At 58.1% G+C, this 21,071-nt stretch carries 19 protein-coding genes and 1 pseudogene; 13 read left to right on the top strand and 7 right to left on the bottom strand.

The genetic code is table 11. From position 1 onward, the window contains the following. Nucleotides 1-152: 152 nt before the first annotated feature. Nucleotides 153-293 (bottom strand): annotated as a pseudogene (locus PMX72_RS10315) (hypothetical protein); the annotation flags it as partial. Between the two features lie 109 nt (nucleotides 294-402). Between PMX72_RS10315 and PMX72_RS08615 the strand changes: the two are divergent. Then, nucleotides 403-1,104, top strand: coding sequence for an ABC transporter ATP-binding protein (locus PMX72_RS08615; protein ID WP_117629924.1), 702 nt, complete (start codon nucleotides 403-405; stop codon nucleotides 1,102-1,104). A gap of 5 nt (nucleotides 1,105-1,109) precedes the next feature. Then, nucleotides 1,110-3,875, top strand: a complete 2,766-nt coding sequence (locus PMX72_RS08610; RefSeq protein ID WP_271729666.1) for an ABC transporter permease — start codon at nucleotides 1,110-1,112, stop codon at nucleotides 3,873-3,875. A 514-nt stretch (nucleotides 3,876-4,389) separates the two neighbouring features. Here PMX72_RS08610 and PMX72_RS08605 read toward each other — a convergent pair. The 3 genes from PMX72_RS08605 to PMX72_RS08595 form a co-directional block, all read right to left on the bottom strand. After that, nucleotides 4,390-5,328, bottom strand: coding sequence for a helix-turn-helix domain-containing protein (locus PMX72_RS08605; RefSeq protein WP_117648269.1), 939 nt, complete (start codon nucleotides 5,326-5,328; stop codon nucleotides 4,390-4,392). A 433-nt stretch (nucleotides 5,329-5,761) separates the two neighbouring features. Further along, nucleotides 5,762-6,841 carry a 6-phosphofructokinase gene (locus PMX72_RS08600; RefSeq protein WP_271729667.1) on the bottom strand — a complete coding sequence of 360 codons (1,080 nt, stop codon included), beginning with the start codon at nucleotides 6,839-6,841 and terminating at the stop codon, nucleotides 5,762-5,764. A 139-nt stretch (nucleotides 6,842-6,980) separates the two neighbouring features. After that, entirely contained in the window at nucleotides 6,981-8,066 is a 1,086-nt protein-coding gene (locus PMX72_RS08595; RefSeq protein ID WP_271729668.1) for a carcinine hydrolase/isopenicillin-N N-acyltransferase family protein, read from the bottom strand. 161 nt (nucleotides 8,067-8,227) lie between these two features. Here PMX72_RS08595 and PMX72_RS08590 point away from each other — a divergent pair, with 161 nt between their 5' ends. The 3 genes from PMX72_RS08590 (at nucleotide 8,228) to PMX72_RS08580 (ending at nucleotide 10,695) form a co-directional block, all read left to right on the top strand. Next, the gene (locus tag PMX72_RS08590) at nucleotides 8,228-9,613 is read left to right on the top strand and encodes a M18 family aminopeptidase (RefSeq protein WP_271729669.1); all 1,386 of its coding nucleotides are present in this window, start codon (nucleotides 8,228-8,230) and stop codon (nucleotides 9,611-9,613) included. Nucleotides 9,614-9,827: 214 nt separating this feature from the next. Then, the gene (locus PMX72_RS08585) at nucleotides 9,828-10,208 is read left to right on the top strand and encodes a hypothetical protein (protein WP_271729670.1); all 381 of its coding nucleotides are present in this window, start codon (nucleotides 9,828-9,830) and stop codon (nucleotides 10,206-10,208) included. Beyond that, nucleotides 10,201-10,695: a PIN domain-containing protein gene (locus PMX72_RS08580; RefSeq protein WP_271729671.1), complete on the top strand. Its 495-nt coding sequence runs from the start codon at nucleotides 10,201-10,203 to the stop codon at nucleotides 10,693-10,695. The genes PMX72_RS08585 and PMX72_RS08580 overlap by 8 nt, the downstream gene beginning before the upstream one ends. Before the next feature lie 234 nt (nucleotides 10,696-10,929). Here the strand turns inward: PMX72_RS08580 and PMX72_RS08575 are convergent, their stop codons facing one another. The 3 genes from PMX72_RS08575 to PMX72_RS08565 form a co-directional block, all read right to left on the bottom strand. Continuing rightward, nucleotides 10,930-11,865 (bottom strand): D-2-hydroxyacid dehydrogenase, encoded by a 936-nt coding sequence (locus PMX72_RS08575; RefSeq protein WP_271729672.1) that lies wholly within the window; start codon nucleotides 11,863-11,865, stop codon nucleotides 10,930-10,932. Between the two features lie 129 nt (nucleotides 11,866-11,994). Beyond that, nucleotides 11,995-12,882 (bottom strand): type I methionyl aminopeptidase, encoded by an 888-nt coding sequence (gene map, locus PMX72_RS08570; protein ID WP_055286839.1) that lies wholly within the window; start codon nucleotides 12,880-12,882, stop codon nucleotides 11,995-11,997. Nucleotides 12,883-13,041: 159 nt separating this feature from the next. Then, nucleotides 13,042-13,818, bottom strand: coding sequence for a radical SAM protein (locus PMX72_RS08565; protein ID WP_271729673.1), 777 nt, complete (start codon nucleotides 13,816-13,818; stop codon nucleotides 13,042-13,044). Nucleotides 13,819-13,994: 176 nt separating this feature from the next. Here PMX72_RS08565 and PMX72_RS08560 point away from each other — a divergent pair, with 176 nt between their 5' ends. From PMX72_RS08560 to PMX72_RS08525, 8 genes are all read left to right on the top strand, one after another. Further along, the gene (locus tag PMX72_RS08560) at nucleotides 13,995-14,792 is read left to right on the top strand and encodes an alpha/beta fold hydrolase (RefSeq protein WP_271746204.1); all 798 of its coding nucleotides are present in this window, start codon (nucleotides 13,995-13,997) and stop codon (nucleotides 14,790-14,792) included. Nucleotides 14,793-15,003: 211 nt separating this feature from the next. Further along, nucleotides 15,004-16,887: an HD domain-containing phosphohydrolase gene (locus PMX72_RS08555; protein WP_271729675.1), complete on the top strand. Its 1,884-nt coding sequence runs from the start codon at nucleotides 15,004-15,006 to the stop codon at nucleotides 16,885-16,887. Between the two features lie 23 nt (nucleotides 16,888-16,910). Further along, nucleotides 16,911-17,267 carry an Hpt domain-containing protein gene (locus PMX72_RS08550; protein ID WP_271729676.1) on the top strand — a complete coding sequence of 119 codons (357 nt, stop codon included), beginning with the start codon at nucleotides 16,911-16,913 and terminating at the stop codon, nucleotides 17,265-17,267. Nucleotides 17,268-17,497: 230 nt separating this feature from the next. Then, complete coding sequence (locus PMX72_RS08545; protein WP_271729677.1) at nucleotides 17,498-18,058, top strand: hypothetical protein; 561 nt, start codon at nucleotides 17,498-17,500, stop codon at nucleotides 18,056-18,058. A gap of 8 nt (nucleotides 18,059-18,066) precedes the next feature. Then, entirely contained in the window at nucleotides 18,067-18,396 is a 330-nt protein-coding gene (locus PMX72_RS08540; protein ID WP_117806722.1) for a helix-turn-helix domain-containing protein, read from the top strand. A gap of 144 nt (nucleotides 18,397-18,540) precedes the next feature. Then, entirely contained in the window at nucleotides 18,541-19,302 is a 762-nt protein-coding gene (locus PMX72_RS08535; protein WP_271729678.1) for an ABC transporter ATP-binding protein, read from the top strand. Further along, nucleotides 19,299-20,147 carry a hypothetical protein gene (locus tag PMX72_RS08530; RefSeq protein ID WP_271729679.1) on the top strand — a complete coding sequence of 283 codons (849 nt, stop codon included), beginning with the start codon at nucleotides 19,299-19,301 and terminating at the stop codon, nucleotides 20,145-20,147. The genes PMX72_RS08535 and PMX72_RS08530 overlap by 4 nt, the downstream gene beginning before the upstream one ends. After that, nucleotides 20,108-20,926: a hypothetical protein gene (locus tag PMX72_RS08525; protein WP_271729680.1), complete on the top strand. Its 819-nt coding sequence runs from the start codon at nucleotides 20,108-20,110 to the stop codon at nucleotides 20,924-20,926. Before PMX72_RS08530 ends, PMX72_RS08525 begins: the two co-directional genes overlap by 40 nt. Nucleotides 20,927-21,071: the final 145 nt, after the last annotated feature.

The following is a 21,071-nucleotide window of genomic DNA, read 5'->3' as shown; positions in this document are numbered from 1 at the left end:
ATAGCGCGCGGCGGGCTTACCCTGTCGCGCGCTTTTTTGCTGGCAAACGCCTCGCTTATAGAGTGTGGCTGCGCTGCTACAGCGAGCGTCGTCATCTCGTCACCCTGATAGCTTGCGGCAAGCGTGGCAATGAGGAGTGAGAATTTGAGTGCTCAGTCCCAAGGCATAATGGCGGCCATGCCAACAAGCAAAAACGAGTTGCCGGTGTCACGGAAAGGCAGGCGTCGGTCGATTCCACGTGAGACGGCTGTGCCGATCTGCACGGCCGCCCCTGCGCGTCCCGCGCTGCCCCCAAAGAGGTACGTTTCCCCTTATAAAACCTGCCAAAATGAACCTGTCCCTTTTTGGTAGGTGGGAAATGGGTAATACTAAAGAGTTATCCGACCAGATGGGAATTAATCGATGGCCTATATCGAATTCAAAGACGTCATCAAGGCATACGGCGAGGGCGATGCCCGCATCCACGCGCTCGACGGCGCGAGCTTTACGGTCGAGCGCGGCGAGCTCGCCATCATTTTGGGTGCTTCGGGTGCCGGCAAGACCACGGCCCTCAACATTCTGGGCGGCATGGACACGGCAACTTCTGGCACCGTGACGGTGGACGGGCGTGACGTGAGCTCTGCCAACGAGGCTCAGCTTGTGGAATACCGTCGCGCCGATGTTGGCTTTGTCTTTCAGTTCTACAATCTGGTCCCTAACCTGACGGCGCTTGAGAACGTCGAACTCGCGGCGCAGATCTGCCCCGATTCGCTCGATGCCGAGCAAACGCTTCGCCAGGTTGGCCTGGGCGACCGCCTCGCTAACTTTCCGGCGCAGCTTTCGGGCGGCGAGCAGCAGCGCGTATCCATCGCCCGCGCGCTGGCTAAGAACCCCAAGCTGCTTTTGTGCGACGAGCCTACGGGTGCACTCGACTACAAAACCGGCAAGCAGATCTTGCAGCTGCTACAGGACACTTGCCGCAAGCAAGGCATTACGGTCATCATCATCACCCACAACTCTGCGCTGGCGCCCATGGCCGATCGCCTGATCCGCTTTAAGAGCGGCCGCGTGGAGAGCGAGACGATCCAGCAAAATCCTGTGCCTATCGAGACGATCGAGTGGTAGCGCCCATGAATCAGGACCGCCAAAACAGTCAACGCCGCGACGCGCAGAACACGGAGCGCGAGCAGGATTTTACGACCTACCGTACCGCCCAAAGCTCAAACGATATGGTGCCGACGGTTTTTCGCCGTGGCATCTACCGCACGATTCGCGGCAGCCTCAAACGCTTCTTGTCTATCGTTGTGATCACCGCGCTTGGCGTGAGCGTGATGTGCGGCCTTAAGGCGGGCTGCGAGGACCTGTGTGATTCGGTCGACGCCTATTTTGACCAGCAGAATGTCTATGACATCAACGTGCAGTCGACCTATGGTCTGACCGATGACGATATTGCCGCGATCCAAGAGGTCGATGGCGTCGAGACGGCCGAGGGCATCTATACCGAGACCGCCTATACCGCCGTGGGTACGACGCGCGAGCGTGTCGTCGTACAGAGCCTCTCCAAAGAGAATATTGACCAACCGGTGCTAGTGCGCGGCGAGCTGCCCGAGACTTCGGGCGAAGTGGCAGTGACCTCACGTTTTTTGAAGGCTTCGGGCAAGAAAATCGGCGATACGGTGAGCTTTGCCGCCAACGATGCGAGCTCGTCGAACCAAAGCGCCAAGGACCAGTTTGCCGATGGGGACTACACCATCACGGCCGAGGTTCTCGATCCTACCGACGTGAGCTCCGACTCGACAGTCAACGCCTTTCGCGCTGCTTCGACTGCGGACTACAAGTTCTACGTGAGCGAGGATGCCGCGACATCTTCTTCCTACTCCGCTGTCCACGTGGTCGTCGAGGGAGCCAAGAGCCTCAACTCCTATTCGGATGCCTACTCGGCAAAGATCAATGAGGTCAAGGGCAATATCGAGAAGATCCGCGAGGGGCGTGAGAAGGCGCGCGCTCAGGAGCTGACGGTCGACACACCGGCGAGCTTGGACGCGGCTGAGCGTCAGGCGAATATGGTCTTTGGGATCGAGCAGGACAACATCAATCGCATGGCCGAGGGCAGCGACGAGCGTGCGCAGGCGCAAGCCGACCTGGACCAGCGCCGCGCCGCCGCCGACCAGCAGTTTGCCGATGCCCGCGCCGAGCTCTCTGACCTGGGCGAATGCACCTGGTACATCCAGGACCGCGATAACATCGCAAGCTACTCGAGCGTGGAGAGCGATAGCTCGTCAATTGAGGCCATTGCCACGGTGTTCCCGTTCATCTTCTTTATCGTCGCCGTGCTTATCAGTCTCACCACCGCCACCCGCATGGTCGAGGAGGAGCGCACGCTTATTGGCCTGTACAAGGCACTCGGCTATTCACGCGGGCGTATCCTGTCCAAATATGTGGACTACTCGCTGTGGGCGTGTCTGATCGGTGGCGTGCTCGGCAATATCATCGGATTTGTGGGTCTGCCGCTGTTCTTGTTTACGGTGTTCGACGACATGTACTCGCTGCCCCAGATGTTGCTTTCGTACGACATCGTGTCATCACTCGTGTCGGTAGCGCTGTTTGCCGTGGGCGTGGTGGGCGCCACGATTATCGCCTGCCGCCACGAGATGGCCGAGACCCCAGCCTCGCTCATGCGCCCCAAGGCCCCGCGCGCCGGCTCGCGCATTCTGCTCGAGCGCATCGGCTTTATCTGGCACCGCATGAGCTTTTTGAACAAGGTCGCTGCACGCAACTTATTCCGCTACAAAAAGCGCGCCTTTATGACCATCTTTGGCATTGCGGGCTGCACGGCGCTTGTGATTTGCGGTATGGGCATCCGTGATACGTCGGTCGCGTTGTCGCCCAAGCAGTACGGGCATATCACGCGCTATGACCTGCTGGCGGTTGCCAATCCCGATGATTTTTCGCAGACGTGCGCGGCACTGGATGAGCGCAGTGCAGCCAATGATTCCAACGTGACTGTGACTTCGACGCTGCCGATTATGACCGACAACGTCACCTTTACGTTTGGCGGTAAGAGCGAGACTGTGCAGCTGATCGTGGTGCCCGATGACCGCACGGGTGACTTGGGCGATTACGTGCGCCTGGAGGATGAGCCCAAAGAACCGCTCGCCCTGCGTGACGGAGACGTGTATTTGAGCAAGAGCTCTCAGCTGGTGCTGGGGATCAAGCCGGGTGACACGGCTCACGTCCAGGATTCGTCGCTCAATGTTGCCAAGGTCAAAGTCAGCGACATCTCGCTCAACTATCTAGGCAACACGCTTTACATGACGCAGGGCACCTATGAGCGCGCGTTCGGTCGAAGTGCACGCCTTAACGGCGTCTTTGTGTTGCTTAAGGGTTCGTCGGCTGACCAGATTGCGTTTAGCAAGAAGCTTAAGAGTGACGGTTGGCTCACAATTTCGAGTACGTCCGAGCATTGGGAGAATTATGAGGCCAACTTCACCATCATCAACTCGGTCGTGGTGCTTGTGACCTTTATGGCGGCGTGCCTGTCGTTTGTGGTGGTGTTTACGCTGTCTAATACGAATATTTCGGAGCGCGAACGCGAGCTGGCGACCATCAAGGTGCTGGGCTTCCGCCGTGGCGAGGTGCACCACTACGTCAACAAGGAGACGTTGATCCTCACGGCGATTGGCGCCGCGCTGGGCGTGCCGCTGGGTGGCCTGCTTGCCGAGAGCTTTACGTACATCCTGCAGATGCCGTCGCTGTACTTTGACGTCGAAGTCGAGCCGCTGAGCTACGTGCTTGCCGTGGTGCTTTCCTTCGGCTTTACGATCATCGTCAACCTCGCCACCAACCGAACGCTCAACAAGATCGACATGGTCGGCGCCCTCAAGAGCGCCGAGTAGCCTGCCAAAAAGGGACAGGTTTATTTTGGCAGGTTTTATCTGGGCAAACGCCGGACAACCATTAGGTGGCCCGGCGTTTGCCCCGTCAAACGGGCTTTCCATTTGCCTTTCATTCTATTTGGCTTTCGCTCGCAGGCGTGGATGAGAGGCTCTCTTTAGCCTTCGAGATTGGGCTTGAATGGGTCGTATGCCGCAAAACGGGCCTATCTACTACGTTTGCTACCACACCCTCGACCATGACAAAGATTATGAAATTAAAACCGCAGGTAGAGGGCTTGCAAATATTCGGAAAAGGCGGGTATGGTCGGCCCTCTCGAGTTAAACGTAGTAAATAGGCCCTTTTCTTGGCGCGTGGTCAGCTCAATGCTAATCTCCGTGCCGGAACTGACCCAGTTGTTTGTAGGTTGCGGTGATATACGGACTGTTTGGCGCTTTGGAGCTTCAAAACAGTCCCTATCTCACCGCAACTTAGGAGAAGGGCGGGGGTGGTTGGGTGCTGGTGGGTCGGAGCGTGTTAGGCCTGTTTGCGGCACTTCCATTGTTTGCGGCACCAGCGCATGAGCGCCTTTATGACGGGAATCGTGATGAGGATGATCCATGCAGGATGGGGCTGTCCCAAACAGAGCCACATGTAGAGGAACCAAGCGATGGCGGCTGCCGGGTAGATGGCCTCGATCAGCTTAGACAGGTGGCGCCGATCGATGAAGTCACCAATCGCGTAGTAGACGGGAACCAGAAAGACGAGGAAAAGCCCCATGCCCCATGTGCCGTAGACAATGCCGAGCACCAGATAGGCGAGAGTGACAAGTGCGGGGAAGGGGAATTTGTTCCATGCACGTCCGACCTTGGTGTGGAAATGCTTGCCATGATGGTCGAGCTTGTCGTGTGCTTCCTTCCAGCTGGAAAACGTCTCGCCGTCGATGGTGACGGTGCCGTCGTCATTGGTGCGTACGCTATGTCCATCGTCCTCAAGCGTATCGATATGCACGCCGTCCGGCCCCACATGCACCTCTTCGCCCTTGCGCTCGTTGGTCACATGGATGCCGCTCCAGCCAACATGGACTTCCTCGCCTTTATTGGGATCAATGACGTGGATACCGCGCGCGAGGGAAATATCGACAAGTGGCTTATCGCTGCAATCAGCGTGCTCAGTAGAAGCCTCAGCCTCTTCAGCCTTATCTGAAGCTTTGGTGCCGGCGTTGCTGTTCTGTGCCTCATCATCAGCCTGTGAGTCATCAGCGCTAGCCACCGCCTCCCCATATAACAGCTCGTCCAACGACACGTCATACAGCGCGGCGAGCGCAATGAGGTTATCGGTATCGGGTGAGGACTCGCTGCGCTCCCATTTACTAACAGCCTGGCGGCTTACGCCCAGCTGGGCAGCAAGCGCCTCCTGAGAAAGGCCGGCAGCTTTACGGCGATCGACGAGGCGCTGTGCCATCGCAAGATCCATGGTGGTTCCTTTCGTTTGATGGTCGAATCGTATGAGCCGAGTATGCCGAGAACAACCGGTAGCGACCACCATTTCTAGTTAGAATCTGCCCCAACCCTACCGCAACTACCGGTAGCAATCCCTAACGACCAGCCATTTTGGGACAAATGTCAGTGCAAGTAGCAGCCAAGAGTCCCCACTCAGTAAGTTGCGGTGGAATAGTTTCTAGATTCAGCCATTTGCGGGCTAAGCGGGAACTATTTCACCGCAACTCAATTCCGGCCCAGGCACCCGCAGCAAGAAGACGAATAGCCCCGGCGAGTATGTAAACGCAGGGCCCTCCGATCCCGCCCGACGATTTCGATTGGCGACCTTTGACGAAGTCAAGGGAGGAGCCAAATCGAAATACGTCGGGCGGGGTCGGAGGGCCCGATGGGATGGATTTCGGCCGAGGTTATTCGTCGCCGAAGCTGATGCCCAACGCCTTGGCCTCGCGCACCAGGTCGCTCTGGGGGTCGACATATTTGAGCTTGCCGGCGACCTCCTCGAGCGGCATGTGGCACATCTTGCCGTCACGCAGGGCAATCATGTAGCCAAACTCGCCGCGTAGGCAGCCGAGCGCTGCCTCGACGCCGCACTGGGTCGCAAAGATGCGGTCCTGGGCGTCGGGCTGGCCGCCGCGCTGCGTGTGGCCGGGGATGGCGACGCGGGTCTCGCGACCGGTCTTGGCCTCGATCTCCTTGGCGATGTCGTACACGATTGACGGGCTCGTACGCTCGGCGAGCTTCTTCTTGTACTCCTTCTTGGACAGCGCCGCGTCCTCCTTGGAGATAGCACCCTCGGCGACGGCTACGATGGTAAAGCGGCTGCCGGTCTCCATGCGATGCTCGATGGTCTTGATGACGTTGTCCATGTCGTAGGGGATCTCGGGAATCAAGATGACATCCGCGCCGCCCGCGACGCCGGCGTACAGCGGGATCCAGCCAACCTTGTGGCCCATGATCTCGATAACGAACACGCGGCCGTGACTCGAGGCGGTGGTGTGAATGTCGTCGATGCACTTGGTGGCGACGTCGATGGCGCTCGTAAAGCCAAACGTCAGCTCGGTGCCCCAGGTGTCGTTATCGATGGTCTTGGGCAGGGCGATAACGTTGAGGCCCTCTTCGCGCAGGCGGTTGGCGGTCTTGGTGGAGCCGTTACCGCCCAGCATAAACAGGCAGTCGAGCTGCAGCTTATGATAGGTGTGGACCATCGCCGGCACCTTCTCGACACCATCGGTCTCGGGGGTATCCAGACGCTTGAACGGTGTGCGACTCGTGCCCAGGATGGTGCCGCCGCGGGTGAGGATACCGCTAAAATCGGCGGGCGTCATGACGCGGAACCTGCTGTAGATAAGGCCCTGATAGCCGTCCTCAAAGCCATAAATCTCGATAGGCTCTTCGCTATTGGTCATAAGCGTTTTGACAATGCCGCGCATGGTGGCGTTGAGCGCCTGGCAGTCGCCGCCACTAGTAAGAAGACCGATCCTAAGCATGGTGAATCCTTCCGGGCAAGTTATAACATGCGCATAAGTTTACCCCCGCACACTGTTGATACGGGGGTAAAACGTGTTAGCTCAAGCGTATGGAAATGTAAGCAACGTCAGGGAACGTAAGGTCGACGGGCCTGGCTCCTTACAGTGCGAAGGCATCGACGTTGCCCCAGTGGCGGCGCAGCGTGATGGCGGCAGCGGGCTCGGTATTGTCAAAGACGACCGACCATTGCGTATTGCTGGTGATGTCTTCCGGATTGGGCTCTTGCGCTGCGGCTCGCAGGGCTTCCCAGGCAATCGTTTCGTCCTGGGCACCGACATGGGCGTCAAGGACATCGGCGATGGCGATGGCGCGCTCTTTGCCATGGCCCATCTCGCCATTCTTTTGGTTGGGCAGCACTTCGTCGCCATAGCAGGCGTAGAAGTTCGTGACCTGGCGTACGGGCGTCGCCTTGCATGCACGGTCGGGATCGCGCGGATCCCACTCCACCACCCGCGCGTCACCGGCGGCGTCGTTGATAAAGAAGTGATAGTCGCGTCCGGCCATGGCGTGCATGTCGTAGGCAGAAAGCAGGTCGACGGCCTCCTGCGTGGTGGCCGCGCGGTCGAGCACCAGACGGATGGCGAGCGAAGTGTTGATGACGGGGCGCTGCGTGTCCTGGTCACAAGGTTTGGAATCCAGGGTGAGCACGGCAATGGACACGCCACATTCGTTGACGCCGTCGAGCTGGGCAAACGGGCCCATCAACGCCGCAGCGCGTCCGCCGACGGAGTCAAGCGGAGTGTTATCGCCCAGGTTGTTAAGGGCGGCAAACCCGATGGAGGCATAGCCGCCGCGTGGGTGATTGCGCACCAGCAGCGCCGAGGTGTCGTCCTTAAAGTCGTAATTGCGACCGGTGCGCACGCGGCCTTCGGCATCTACGGCGACAAAAGCACTGCAGGCAAACTGGGGCGCCTGGACATGTGCCGGCACACCGGGCAGCACCTGTGCCACCACGGCATCGATGTATGCCTGGTCATCGCGCACGCCAGCGGCGATGATGCGATCAAGATCGTAGTCGTAGGCGATGTCGATTGCGTACAGGTCATAGCCATCCGCGTTGCCGGTCAAGCGTTTGAGTGATGCGGCGGACTTGATTTGCTTGCGGTAAACGATGCCGGCGGCAGCGGCAAGGCCGACGGCGACTCCCGCGACACCGCAGGCGATGGCAATGTTACGTGGCTTCATGACGGCTCCTCTCGTCCTGTTAGCGTAATTGTCGCAAAAGGAGTGCGGGCATGATGGCTCAACTTGGCGAGCGGCGCGGGATTAAACATGGAATGAAAGGCACGGCACTGGCGCGGCGGGGTATGCTGGAGGGGACCATCAACCCAGCGAAAGGGGAGAGCATGACGGATCAGGAAACGCCCGAGCGCGCGCATGTGACGGCCGACGATATCGAGGCCGCTAACGACCTTATCGACTTTATCGAGGCATGCCCCAGCATGTTTCATACGGCGGCGACCATTATGGCCGAGCTCGACGAGGCGGGCTTTACCTACCTGCCCGAGAACGCGGCATGGGATATCGAGCCGGGCGGGCGTTATTACACGCAGCGCAACACCTCGAGCGTTGTTGCCTTTAAGGTGGGCGAGGACCTGGCCGCGACGTGGGGCGAGGACGGTGTTGCCGGTGACTATCATTTTCAGCTCACGGCGTCGCACGGCGATTCACCGACGTTTAAGGTCAAGGCCGTGCCCGAGCTCGACGGCGCGGGCGAGACGCTGCGCCTGAACACCGAGGCCTACGGCGGCATGATTGACTATACCTGGTTCGACCGTCCGCTGGCGCTTGCGGGCCGCGTGCTGGTGCGCGAGGGTGACCGCATTGAGAGCCGCCTGCTTGCCACCGAGCGCGAGGTCGCTATTATCCCGAGCCTTGCCATCCACATGAACCGTGGCGTCAACGAGGGCTTTGCTCCCAACCGAGCCGTTGACCTGTGCCCGCTCATCAGCGCTGGTGACCTTAAACAGGGCGACTTTGATGCTCTGATCGCCGAAGAACTGGATGTTGAGCCTGAGCAGATTCTTGGCCGCGATCTGTTCCTGGTCAATCGCCAGGATGCGCGCATTTGGGGCTGGGCCGACGAGTTTATCTCGACGCCCAAGCTCGACGACCTGGCCTGCGCCTACACTTCGCTGCAAGCATTTTTGGGTGCCGAGAACGCGCACGACGTTTCGGTCTTCTGCTGCTTTGATAACGAGGAGGTTGGCTCCGAGACCAAGCAGGGTGCCATGTCGACGTTCTTGGCCGATGCACTGCGCCGCATTAACGGCTCGCTGGGCTTTGACGACGAGTCGTACCACCGTGCGCTTGCCGCCTCGATGCTCGTGAGCTGCGACAACGCGCATGCCGTGCATCCCAACCACGCCGAGAAGTGCGACGCCCGCAACCAGGTCGTGCTCAACGGCGGCATCGTCATCAAGGAGGCCGCCAACCAGCACTACTGCACCGATGCCTTTAGCCGCGCGGTGTTCCAGGCCATCTGCGATGACGCCGACGTACCCACGCAGGCCTTCGCCAACAAGAGCGATATGGCGGGCGGTTCTACCCTGGGCAATCTGTCCAATATGCAGGCGAGCATGCATGCCGTGGACGTGGGCCTGCCGCAGCTTGCCATGCACTCGAGCTACGAGACCGGCGGCGTGCGCGACGTGATGTACGCCATCCGCGCTCTCACCGCCTTCTACGAGCGCGACCTAACCATCAACGGTGCCGAAAGCGTGGAGCTCTAAAACCTGCCAAAAAGGGATGTTAATTTTAGCAGGTTTTATCTGGGCGAATGCAAGGGGTGAAACCGAACTAGATCGGTGATTCGTAGCCGCCGAGGTGCAATGCGCCTCGGCGGCTTCTTGTGTACAGAGTACGGCTAATGCTTGTAAATGCTATACATGCTTTACGTATCTACCATAGAGTTTTATGATAGTTTTGAAGTATTAAGGAGGGGTCATGACCACAACAGCCGCTCAGATCAACGTGCGTCTCGATGCCGATCTTAAAAGGAGTGGGGACGCCGCTCTCTCCAGGGCCGGTATGACGCCGAGCCAAGCGGTGCGAGCGCTCTGGCAGCTTGCAGCGTCGCTGGCCGATCGCCCCGGTGCGCTCGAGGATATCCTTCTGCCCAGTCGTGTCCGGACGGAGCAGCGCGAGCGCGAAAAGGCCGCCAAACGTAAGCTCGAGCTCATGGATCAGGGGTCGAAGCTGTTCGCTGCCGCTTGCCGTGAGTCGGGAATCGATATGGTCAAGGCTCAGCCATCGGACGACGAAGGGCTCAAACGGAATGCCTATGCGGATCGCTATGGCGAGGAGATGAGCTGGCTCTATGAGTGAGGCTCCAAAGCGCATCTTGGTTGACACCAACGTGTGGCTCGATTACTTCATTCCCTCACGACGTGGTCGTTCGGTGGCGATTGAGTTTTTACGCGATGCATGCACGGCGCAGGTGGATTTGCTGTATGCGGCGACATCGTCCAAAGACCTGTTCTATTTGATTTCAAGCGAACATAAGGCATGGTATCGGCGCGAGCATGGCTCACTGTCCCAAGATGCCGCCGTGGCGGCGACATCACTTGCATGGGATTGCCTTGACGTGTTGTCGCAACTTGCCACGCCGGTACCCTGCAACCTGAGTGACATATGGATGGCGAGCAAGCAGCGTAATCTCCATAGCGATTACGAAGACGATTTAATCATTGCGGCAGCGATACGCGCCCAAGCGGATCTCCTGGTCACCAACGATGTCAAGCTCTGTTCGCATGCGCCCGTCGCAGCAATGAACGTCGAAAACGCAAGAAACTATCTAACAACGCTTAAATAGCGCTAGACCCCTCTGGTCGAATAATGGTCAGCGAGAGTCCACAGGTAGGGCCGCGCCAGCAAAGCGCCGCAGGTTGAACAAAAGTCAGCGAGAGCCCGCCGTTTGAGCCAAGGTGCCGTGAAATGAAAAGGCGCTGACCTTCTGGTCGCGCCTTTGAAATTGAACGGCAGATTGGCCAAACGGCGGGCTCGCAGCGTCGAGGGGTTCCGGCGTTTGGCAAAACGCCGGAACAAATCAGTGCTCGATCCAGCAGCGCAGGGTTTCGCCGGCCTGCAGGTGACGCAGGTTCTCTGCGGCGATGTCGACGACGTTGTTGAGCGTGGCGGCTAGGTGGAACCAGCCCGAGACATGCGGCGTGATGAGCATGTTGGGCGCATCCCACAGGGGGCTTGTCTCAGGCAGCGGCTCGGGGTCGGTGACGTCGACCGCGGCGCCGGCGAGATGTCCCGATTCCAGAGCGGCAACCAAGTCGTCGGCGACCACAAGATCGCCGCGGCCGCCGTTGGCAAAGAAGGCACCCGGTTTCATCGCGGCGAAGAACTCGGCGTTCGCCAGGCCGCGGGTCTCGGGTGTGCTCGGCATAAAGGATGCAACGATGTCAGCCTCGGCCAGGCGCTCGGGCAGGGCATCCATGCCGTCCATGTCCTCAAACACAATAGGGTAGACGAGTGGATGGCGCTTGATGCCGCGGACGTGTGCGCCCATGCTGCGGCAGAGCGTGGCAAAGTGGCCGCCGATATCGCCTGCGCCCAGCACCAGCACGTTGGCATTTTTGAGCGAGGTGACCGGGCCCAAGTCCTCCCAGCGATGCTCGCGCTGCAGGTCCTGGTAGCCGGGCAGGCGCTTTATCATTGACAGCACCATGGCAAACATGTGCTCGCTCACGGCCTGGCCGTAGGCGCCCACCGAGCAAGACAGCTTGGCGTCGGCTGGCACGGTGCCGGCGGCCAAGTAATCGTCATAGCCCGCGGTCTGTAGTTGCAGCAGCTGGAGGTGCTCGCATGCGGTAAGCAGGGCAGGGTCTATGTTGCCCAAGATCACGTCGGCGTTGGCGACCTGCTCGCGCGTGATGGCGTCGGAGCTCGTGTAGATAAAGTCCTCGCCCGGAGCGCTCGACTCAAGAATTGCGCGATGGCGGTCGTTGACGGGCAGCAAAACCAGGATGTTCACAAGCAGTCCTCTCCGCTCAGCCTACCAAAAAGGGACAGGTTTATTTTGGCAGGTTTTATCGGGCAAAACGTTCAAATAAAACGCCGGATGCAAGACGAGCGTGCCCGTCAGCATCCGGCGCATCTGCGGCTACCAGCTCAGCAGCTCGTAGCCGTCCTCGGTCACCACGAGCTGTACCTCGCACTGGGCCGAATCGCTGCCGTCCTTGGTGCGCACGCACCAACCATCGCCCTTGCTAATCTTGATGTCGGGCGCTCCGGCGTTGACCATAGGCTCGATGGTAAAGACCATGCCCGGAGCCATGATGGTGTCCACATCGGGCGCCTCGGTGGTAAAGCCCACAAACGGGTCCTCGTGGAACTCCTTACCGATGCCGTGTCCGCCGTACTCGCGCACCACGCTAAAGCCGGCGTCCTCGACCGTCTTTTGCACGGCCTCGGCCATGACGGAGAGCGGCAGCCACGGCTTGACGGCCGCCAGACCCGCCTCCACGCTGGCGCGGGTGACGTCGACCAGGCGCTGGCGCTCGGCCGAGACTTCGCCGATGCAGAACATGCGGCTCGAGTCGCTAAAGTAGCCGTCTAGGATCGTGGAGCAGTCCACGTTGATGATGTCGCCCTCGTGCAGCACGTCCGTATCGCAGGGGATACCGTGGCAGACCACGTCGTTGATCGAGGTGCACACGCTCTTGGGATAGCCCTCGTAGTTGAGGTCGGCCGGCGTGCCACCGTGCTCGACGGTGTAGTCGTAGATCATCTGGTCGATCTGGTTGGTGGTCATGCCCGCGGCGATGTGCTCGCCTACGTAGTCGAGCACGCCCACGTTGATGGCGGCGGAGCGCTTGATGCCCTCGATATCGGCGGGCGTCTTGTAGAGCGTGCGGGGCAGAACCTCCCAGCCCTCTTCCCACAGGCGCTCGAGGCGCTCGTCGAAGGCGCTGTGGCATTTCTTGTATTTCTTGCCGCTGCCGCACCAGCAAGCGTCGTTGCGGCCGGGCACGGGTCCTTTGTCATACATGGCTAACTTCCTTTCATTCGCAGCTAGTATAGCCCACCCACGTGTCCATAAAAGTTGCGGTGATATAGTTCCGATTTAAGCGGTTTAACAGCACAAATAGGAACTATATCACCGCAACTGATGGGGCGGGATGGCGGCACTAGCTGCTGCGTGGTTTTGCTAGTAACTCACCTGGCAGGGAATGCCGAGGGCTTGAACGCGCGCGGCAATGGCGTCGAGCACCACGGGCGCTGCTTTGGCAAGGCCGGCGACCGGTGTCTCGCGCGCCACCGTGTAGATGGTCGCCTCCTGCGGGCGAATGCGCTCGAGCGCCGCGAGCCAAGGGCCGACGTACGCTTCACCAGTGTTATCGAGGGACTTGCCCTGGTACTCGCCGTTCAAAAAGATCGTCTGGATAATAACGTGGCCGTTAAAGCTCGCGAACGTCTCGATCTGGTGCTCGACGTCGTAGGGGCCAACGGGCTGGTCGAGCAGCTGGATAAAAGCCGGGTCGACCGTATCGAGCTTGAGGATGTTGTCGTCGACCATCATGAGCGCATCGTGCACAGCGGGCTGGTCAGCGCGCGTGCCATTGGAGAGCACGGCGATCTTGGTGTTCGGGGCCAGCTGGTCGCGAAGTGCGATGGCGCCGGCGATAGCCTGCGGAAACTCCGGTGCGGCGGTGGGCTCGCCATTGCCGGCGAAGGTGATTACATCGGGCAGCTCGCCCTCGGCTGCCATCTCGCGCAGCTTGGCCTCGAGTGCGTCGAGCACCCCGGCGGCCGTGTTATACGGCTCATGGCAGGGGCGCTCGGCGTTAAGGCCGTTCTCGCAGTAGATGCAGTCGAACGTGCAGATCTTGCCCGACGCCGGCATCATGTTGACACCGAGCGAAAGGCCCAGGCGGCGACTGCGCACCGGTCCAAAGATGGGGCTGGCATTTAAAAACGTAGACATAGGCATATGCTCCTTGGGACAGTTGTGCCTAAGCATAGCATCGGTGCCAAAGTCTGATTCGGGCTTGTGCTTTTCAGATTTCGTTTTTTCACGCCGCCCTCGATGTCCGCGCTATGAGAGGTTCCCGGTTGGGTACAGTTAATGCGTTAACAAGGTGCAAGGCGATGGGGCACAACATGGATTTTACGGTCGAGAATGCGGGCACCACGATTGCCTGTCGCGAGTTTGCCGAGCCGGGCGTGCCGTCGGATGCGCCTGCCTTGGTGTGCGTGCACGGCGCTTGCGTCGACGGCACATTTTTTGACGGGATCGCCCGCGAGCTCGCCTGCGGCTATCGCGTAATTGCCTACGACCGCCGCGGTTGCGGCGAGAGCGGCGATGCCGCGGACGGGCGCTACGACCTCGCCGCCCAGGCCGCCGACCTGCAGGCCGTTATCGAGCATGTCGGCGCCCCGGCAAATGTCCTCGCGCACAGCGCCGGTACGCTGGTGACCCTGGAGCTTCTCCGTACAAACCCGGCCATTGTCTCGCGCGCGATGCTGCACGAACCCGCCGTGACAAACGAGGGCGCTGGCCTGGGCACGGCCCCGGTTTTGCTCGAGATGATTGCTGCGGGAAAGGTCTCGAGGGCATTAAGAGCCTTCCTGAGTGCCATCAGTGATTCGGATCCTCAAGCTCCCAAGACAACCGAGGCGGAAGCCAAGCATGCCCTGCGCAACGGCCGCAGCTTTATGGCAAACGAATACGGGATCATTATGACCTGCGTTCCCGATTGGGATCGCGTCCGCGCATCGAAAACAGTGGCCGCCGTGTTTTTGGGCGAGCTCTCGATTGGCACGCCCCGCGAAGCGGGCACGAGAGCGTCGGCTGAGCTTTTGGGCTGTCCGCTCGTAACGGTCCCCGGCGCGCACAACGGGCTGCGCGATCGACCGGTAGCGGCTGCCCAGGCCGTCCGTGGCGTCCTAGGGTTCTAGCAGCCGCAATAATCAAAACGGGCTTTTCCCGTAAACATTTCGACCGTGTTAACAGATGCGCCCAGAACCTTACGGCTGCGGCTTCAGCCCTACCGTCTGCCAACTCATGAAAAAGAAACGGTATTCACGTGCGTACCTGCATCGACAAGGTGCTACCCTTGTAACATTTGGCACCCACTGCTACCAAGCAAAACTACTGAAAGGGCCCCCTATGCTCAATAATCACGAGGCCAATCTAACCGACGAGGAGGCTGCCGCCGAGGTCGCCCGTGTCGCGAAGACCTACCCCGTGGTGCGTTTGCTGTCTGTCGATCAGATTAAGGGCGATCCTAACTGCCTGCTCGCCGGCGAACGGTGTCCCTGTCTGCGTCAGTCAAGTCTTGAAGCCTTGGCGGCGGGTTCCGATGAGGTGTCGGAACGGCTGCTCAACGATGGCGTTGAGTACCGCGCTCGCCTGCGCTCTTTGATGGTTGAGGGCGAGCCTCACGTTCTGCTGATGGTGCGTCCGATTGATGAACAAGAGGCCGCAGAAGAGGACCTTGTCTACACCGACGTGCTGACGAGCGTGCGCAATCGCCGATATTACGAGGAAAAGCTTCGCAGCGCCCGCATGCAGGCCGGTGTGGCCATGATCGACCTTGATGATTTTAGGGTCTTCAACGATACCTGTGGCCGTCATGCCGGCGACCTTGCACTCGGTGCGGTGGCGACGGCCATACGAGGCAGTATTCGTTCGACTGATGAGCTTGTCCGCTATGGTTGCGATAAGTTTGTGGCCGTCATGCCCAATATCCCCTCCGATGACTTCGCCCGTCGTCTGCGTCACGTATCCGATGCCGTTCATTCCGCGATTATTCCGGGCCATGAGCGTGTTAGCTTGACAGCATGTGTTGGTGGCGTTCGCATTAATGGCGAGACGGTCGATGAGGGCGTTGGCCGCGCTGTCCAATTACTGAGCCGCGCTAAGGCAAAAGCCGGTACGGTCATGACCGATACCGATTCCGTCGATACCTTCCAAAGCGAAAAGCCTTCGGTGCTTATCGTCGATGACTCCGAGATGAACCGAGCTATTCTCAGCGAGATGCTCAAGGACGAGTATTGCATCCTCGAGGCCGATAGCGGTCGTGCAGCGCTCGACATGGTCGACCGCTATGGTGATGAGCTGTCGCTCGTGCTGCTGGACATTGTCATGCCGGGCATGAACGGCTTTGAGGTGTTGGGCGATCTGTCGCGCCGGTCGATTATTGACAATCTGCCTGTCATCATGATCTCGAGCGAAGATTCCGACGATGTGGTGTTGCGCGCGTATGAGCTGGGTGCCTCGGACTATGTCAACCGCCCGTTTGACTCCCGTGTCGTGCGCCGCCGTGTAAGCAACACCATCCGCCTGTACGCCAAACAGCGCCGCCTGACGAGCCTGCTGTCCCAGCAGTACAACGAGCGCGTAAAGAACAGCCGCATGCTCATCGACATCATGGCCGGCGTCATGGAGCTCCGCAATGGCGAGAGCGGCAGGCACGTTACGAACATCGAGAAGCTGACCGAGCTGCTGCTTGGCTGCCTGGTCCACCGTAGCGACAGCATCTCCCTCGACAACGAGGAGCGCTCTACGATTGCCCTGGCTTCGGCACTGCACGATATCGGCAAGATGTCGATTGACGATGCGATTCTCAACAAGCCCGGGCGCCTCACGCCCGAGGAGTTCGAGATTATGAAGACGCATACCACGATCGGCGCCGACATGCTGCATGAGCTGGGCCGCCATCACGCCGGCAATGCGCTTATGGAATATGCGTACCAGATTGCGCGTTGGCACCACGAGCGCTGGGACGGCAAGGGTTATCCCGACGGCCTTAAGGGCGACGATATCCCCATCGCCGCGCAGGTGGTTTCGGTGGCCGACGTGTACGATGCGCTGACGAGCGTCCGCGTGTACAAGAATGCCATCCCGCACGAGGAGGCGATTCAGATGATCCTGGACGGTAAGTGCGGCACCTTTAACCCGCTGCTGCTCGACTGTCTGCTCGAGGTGCAAGACCGTATTGCCGAAACATTGGCGCGTCCTGCCGAGGTCGTTGCGCTTCCTACGATTTAGTTTGACCAAAGGAGTTTGAATCCATGATTTCCATGCGCGAGACGTATGAGAAGATCGGCGCCAATTATGATGACGCTTGCGCTCGGCTGATGGGCGAGGAGATGCTTGCCCGCTTTGCCCTCAAGTTTTTGGATGACGAGAGCATGGACAAGCTGGAGGCCGCCATGGCGGCAGGAGACGCCAAGGAAGCGTTTATGGCAGCTCACACGCTCAAGGGCGTGAGCCAGAACCTGGGATTCGATAATCTGTACGAGCCGGCGGTCGTGGTGACCGAGGCGCTGCGCGGCGCCGATGCCGTTGACGGCGCTCGCGAGGGAATGCACGCGCTGCAGCAGCAATATGCGGCTACGATGTCGGCCCTGCGCGAGGCGGCCGAGTAAGAGGCTGTGAGCCTTGATGACTATGAGCGTGGATAATCTCCCGTTTTAGGCCCGGTGGCGGCCTCAAAGTGGGAGATTATCCACTCTCGTTCGATACGTGTCCAAAAATCCACTCTCACCCCTTCTGATTAGTGAATGGCCTATGCGCACTGGCGGGGCTTTCCGCATGCAATCCATATCGTTGTTCGATAAACTGTTCGAATAACGATAGAGTCGATGAGGGTGAGTGTATGTCCAACAGCGTTCAGCGTTTGGCCAAGGCGGGCGAAAATATCAGGAAGCTTGGTTTTTGCATGACAGCCGTTTTTGCAGGGATGCTCGTCGCTTTTGCCGCGTTGGTTGTTTACGTGATCTGGTGTGCGGTTACAAACGTTGCTTCTGTCGATTCTTTCGGTGTCGTGACGCTTCTCAATGGCGGGTGCATCGTTATCCCAAGCGGACTGTGCCTGGCACTCGTCGTGGGTATTTCGCTTGTCGTTTTGTGCGGGATCAGCCGTAATATCTCTCGGGGCGTCTCGCCCTTTACCAAGACGCATGTGTGGCTTATCCGTGTTCTCGCGCTTGCCTTTGCTGTTAACGCCGCGGTTTCGCTTGTTGGTGCCTATGGATCGGTCAATCTCACCATTGGCGGACTGGAGCTTTACATCGTGCCTCATTCCTTTGTTATTGAGATTTGCCAAGGCGCTACCTTTGATGCGGGGTCGTTTATCGGCGCAGTTGTCTGTTTGTTTATCTCGGCGATCTGGAGTTATGCCTCGCTGCTCCAAGAGCAGTCTGACGAGCTTGTGTAGGAGGAAACATGAGCTATCTCATCATTGAGCTTGAGACGCAGCTGCTTAAGACCGGAAAGACCAGCGCTGATCTGATTCGGGCGACGGGGCATACTCCGGCTAATATTTCAAAGCTTAGAAACGGAAAGATAAAAGCTATTCGCCTAAAGACGCTTCTCGATATCTGTGATGAGCTTGATTGTCAACCGGGAGATATTATTCAGCGCGTGAGCGAGAAAGAGCTTGAGGAGCTTATTGTCGAGCGCGCGAAAAATGTCGTGAGACAGATGCAGGATGGCGGAGGCAACGAGGCGTCGCTTCCGACATCAGTCTTTGCTGTCGATTTGAGTGACGAGTAGCTTAAGGCGAACAACTAAAACGAAATATCAGCGTGAAGGGACCCGTGTCTAACACGGGTTCCTTCTTTTAGATTATCTTGACAAATATGAGTTATCGAAAAACAATAACAACTATGGAAAACGATAAAGGAAAGAAGGAACGATATGAGCGGTTTTGCTATCAAGCGGAACGGGAGGCCAATGAACGCATCGGCGATAAAGCTATCAAAAGTTTCAAAACGCTACGGGAAACGGCACGTTTTGCATGACGTTTCCTTCGAGGTGCATCAGTCTGAGCTCTGTGCCCTTGTCGGTGCAAACGGGGCGGGTAAAAGCACGCTTATTAAAATAGTGCTGGGCCTCTGTGAGCCATCGTCGGGGAGCGTGGAGCTCTTTGGAGGCAAATCAAAAAAAGAGCTTGGTCTGATGCGGACGCGTGTCGGCTATGTGCCAGATTCCAGCGGAGCATACCAATCTCTCAGCGCGGTTGAGAATCTTCAAATCCGATGTGCGGAATGGGGGCTTGATGAGAAACGTGAGATTCCTCGCGTTTTGAGCCTAGTCGGGCTGGACATCGATGAGAAAAAGAGCGTAGGCAGTTTTTCTCTGGGAATGAAACGGCGACTGGATATAGCTACGGCTTTATTGGGCGACACCGACGTACTAATTTTCGATGAGCCGGCAAATGGATTGGATCCGCTGGGCATCGAGAGTATATGGGCCCTTATCGGTCGATTGAATCGAGAGCAGGGTAAGACCATGCTCATCTCTAGTCATGATTTGGATGAGTTGGCATCGGTTGCAACAAGCTGCCTGTTTATTCATGACGGCGAACTGCTAAAAAAGGAATCGATGGACGTCATAAGGGATGAGGCGTCGTCCCTAAAAGAGTATTACAGGCGCTTGATGAAGGCGGTCTCGCTATGAAGCGGGCGATCCATCCCATAAAGGCAGATATGATGCGTTTGCACAGGATATTTCCGGCGAAGTTTGGTCTTGCGCTTATGTTGGCGTTCGGCCTTCTCTTCGGCATCTTTCTAAAAAACGGAACAACGTTGCTCGTCTTTGGCTATGGCGTTTGTGGGGAGGATATTGGTTTCCTCTGGAATGCAATCGATCCTTCTGCGCCTGATGAGTCCCTTGCGCGCAGCGCTTTTGCCGGTACATCCCTGTTCGTTCCACTCATCGTTTGTTTGGTGCTTTTACAGGAGCATGGCTATAAAGAGGGGTACCGAATTTCTTCGGCAAGAGGTCTCAACCGCTTTTATGGGGCTCTAGCCCATGCATTTTCGTCTGCTTTAATAATTGGCGCAGCGTATAGCGCGCTTTGCCTTCTTCTTTTTGCAATAGCCATAATACGTGGAGGGCATAACTACTCGCACAACATACTAACTGTATTTTTGCCTGCAATGGTAGTCAACGCCGTATTGGTGATATCGGTTGCGCTGGAGACGGTGACCATCTATCGGATAACGGGCAGCGCTGTATTGAGCGGGGCCGTGGTGATAGTTGGATTTGTCATGAGCTTGACGCTCTACGGAGCCTTCCTTCAGGCACCTATACCATCCTTGCGATGGATCTTCTTCCTTCCGGGGCCGTACCTTGGAGTCGGATGTGCCCTTGGGTATAGCGATATGGGGCAGCTGACGCTTCTGGGATATGGCGTGGCAGCCAGCTGTCTATCGGTATTGATTTACGCTCTCTTGAGCTTTCGCGCTGGGGGGTGTGCTCAATGGCTCGTCAGATTAAAAGACTTCTCCAGTCAGAATTGAAGCATGTGAGCAAATGGGCGTACGCCTTAATCCTGGTAATTTATGCGTACATGGTGATATTGCAGCTTAATTCTTTCCCGATGTGGTTCTGTAGCCTCCGTGAGAACAGTTTCTTGGGTTTTTTCCCAGACCCGACGCTTCGGCTATCGGCGGAGGATGTCCTTCTATTTGGCAATGCAGAGGTTTTTCGCGGTCTGCTGTTCAACGTAGCCCCGTTGGCCCATGCATTGTTCTTTCCGTTCATCGCGGCTTGCATTGTGCCGTGCTTTGTCAGTTCGGGCTTTGTCGAGGAACCGTGGGGGCTGTCGGAGGCCCGGGGAGGGAAGCGTGTGTGCGCTATCGTTGCGCGAGCGATGCTGTCTTCTTTTGCCCTTTTGGGCGCGTTTATCCTGACGAGTGTCGTTTTGTACTGTCTTAACTGCGCGATCGTTTTGGATGCTCAGCAGTATTTCAACCTGCATGTATTTTGCTATCGACTTGTTCTTGCTGCCGCCGCCTGCCTTGCATACGTGGTTTCTTGCGTAATCGTTGTTTCCTATTTTGGGTCCGGCTTCGGTCCGATTGGCATGCTGTTGCTTGTCAACGTTGTAGCGATCTACATACAGATCGGGGCCAATTCCATGCTTCCGCTTCCAGCCTCGATGCTCATGTGGATTTGCGGCGTGACCCCGTTGGGGGACGGTCAATGCGTTTCGATTTTAATTGACTGCCTCATAAACGTAGCAAGCGTTTTTGCCATCTGCTTTACGGTCGACCGATTGTGGTCGAGATTTCTTTGATTGTTTGTGAGGGATAAACATACCGAGCGTATCAAATACAGGGGGGCGGGCACCGTGGCTGGTGTCCGCCCATTACAGTCTGAAGTGGGCCACCGATAAATTTCGATGGCGAGCATTCGGCGCATTGCCTACGATACGGGCAAGC

The sequence above is a fragment of the Collinsella aerofaciens genome, from assembly GCF_028207065.1.
Lineage (GTDB): Bacteria > Actinomycetota > Coriobacteriia > Coriobacteriales > Coriobacteriaceae > Collinsella > Collinsella aerofaciens_AR.
Note: the sequence above shows the minus strand (reverse complement) of the source record. Positions and strands in the feature narration are given on the sequence as shown.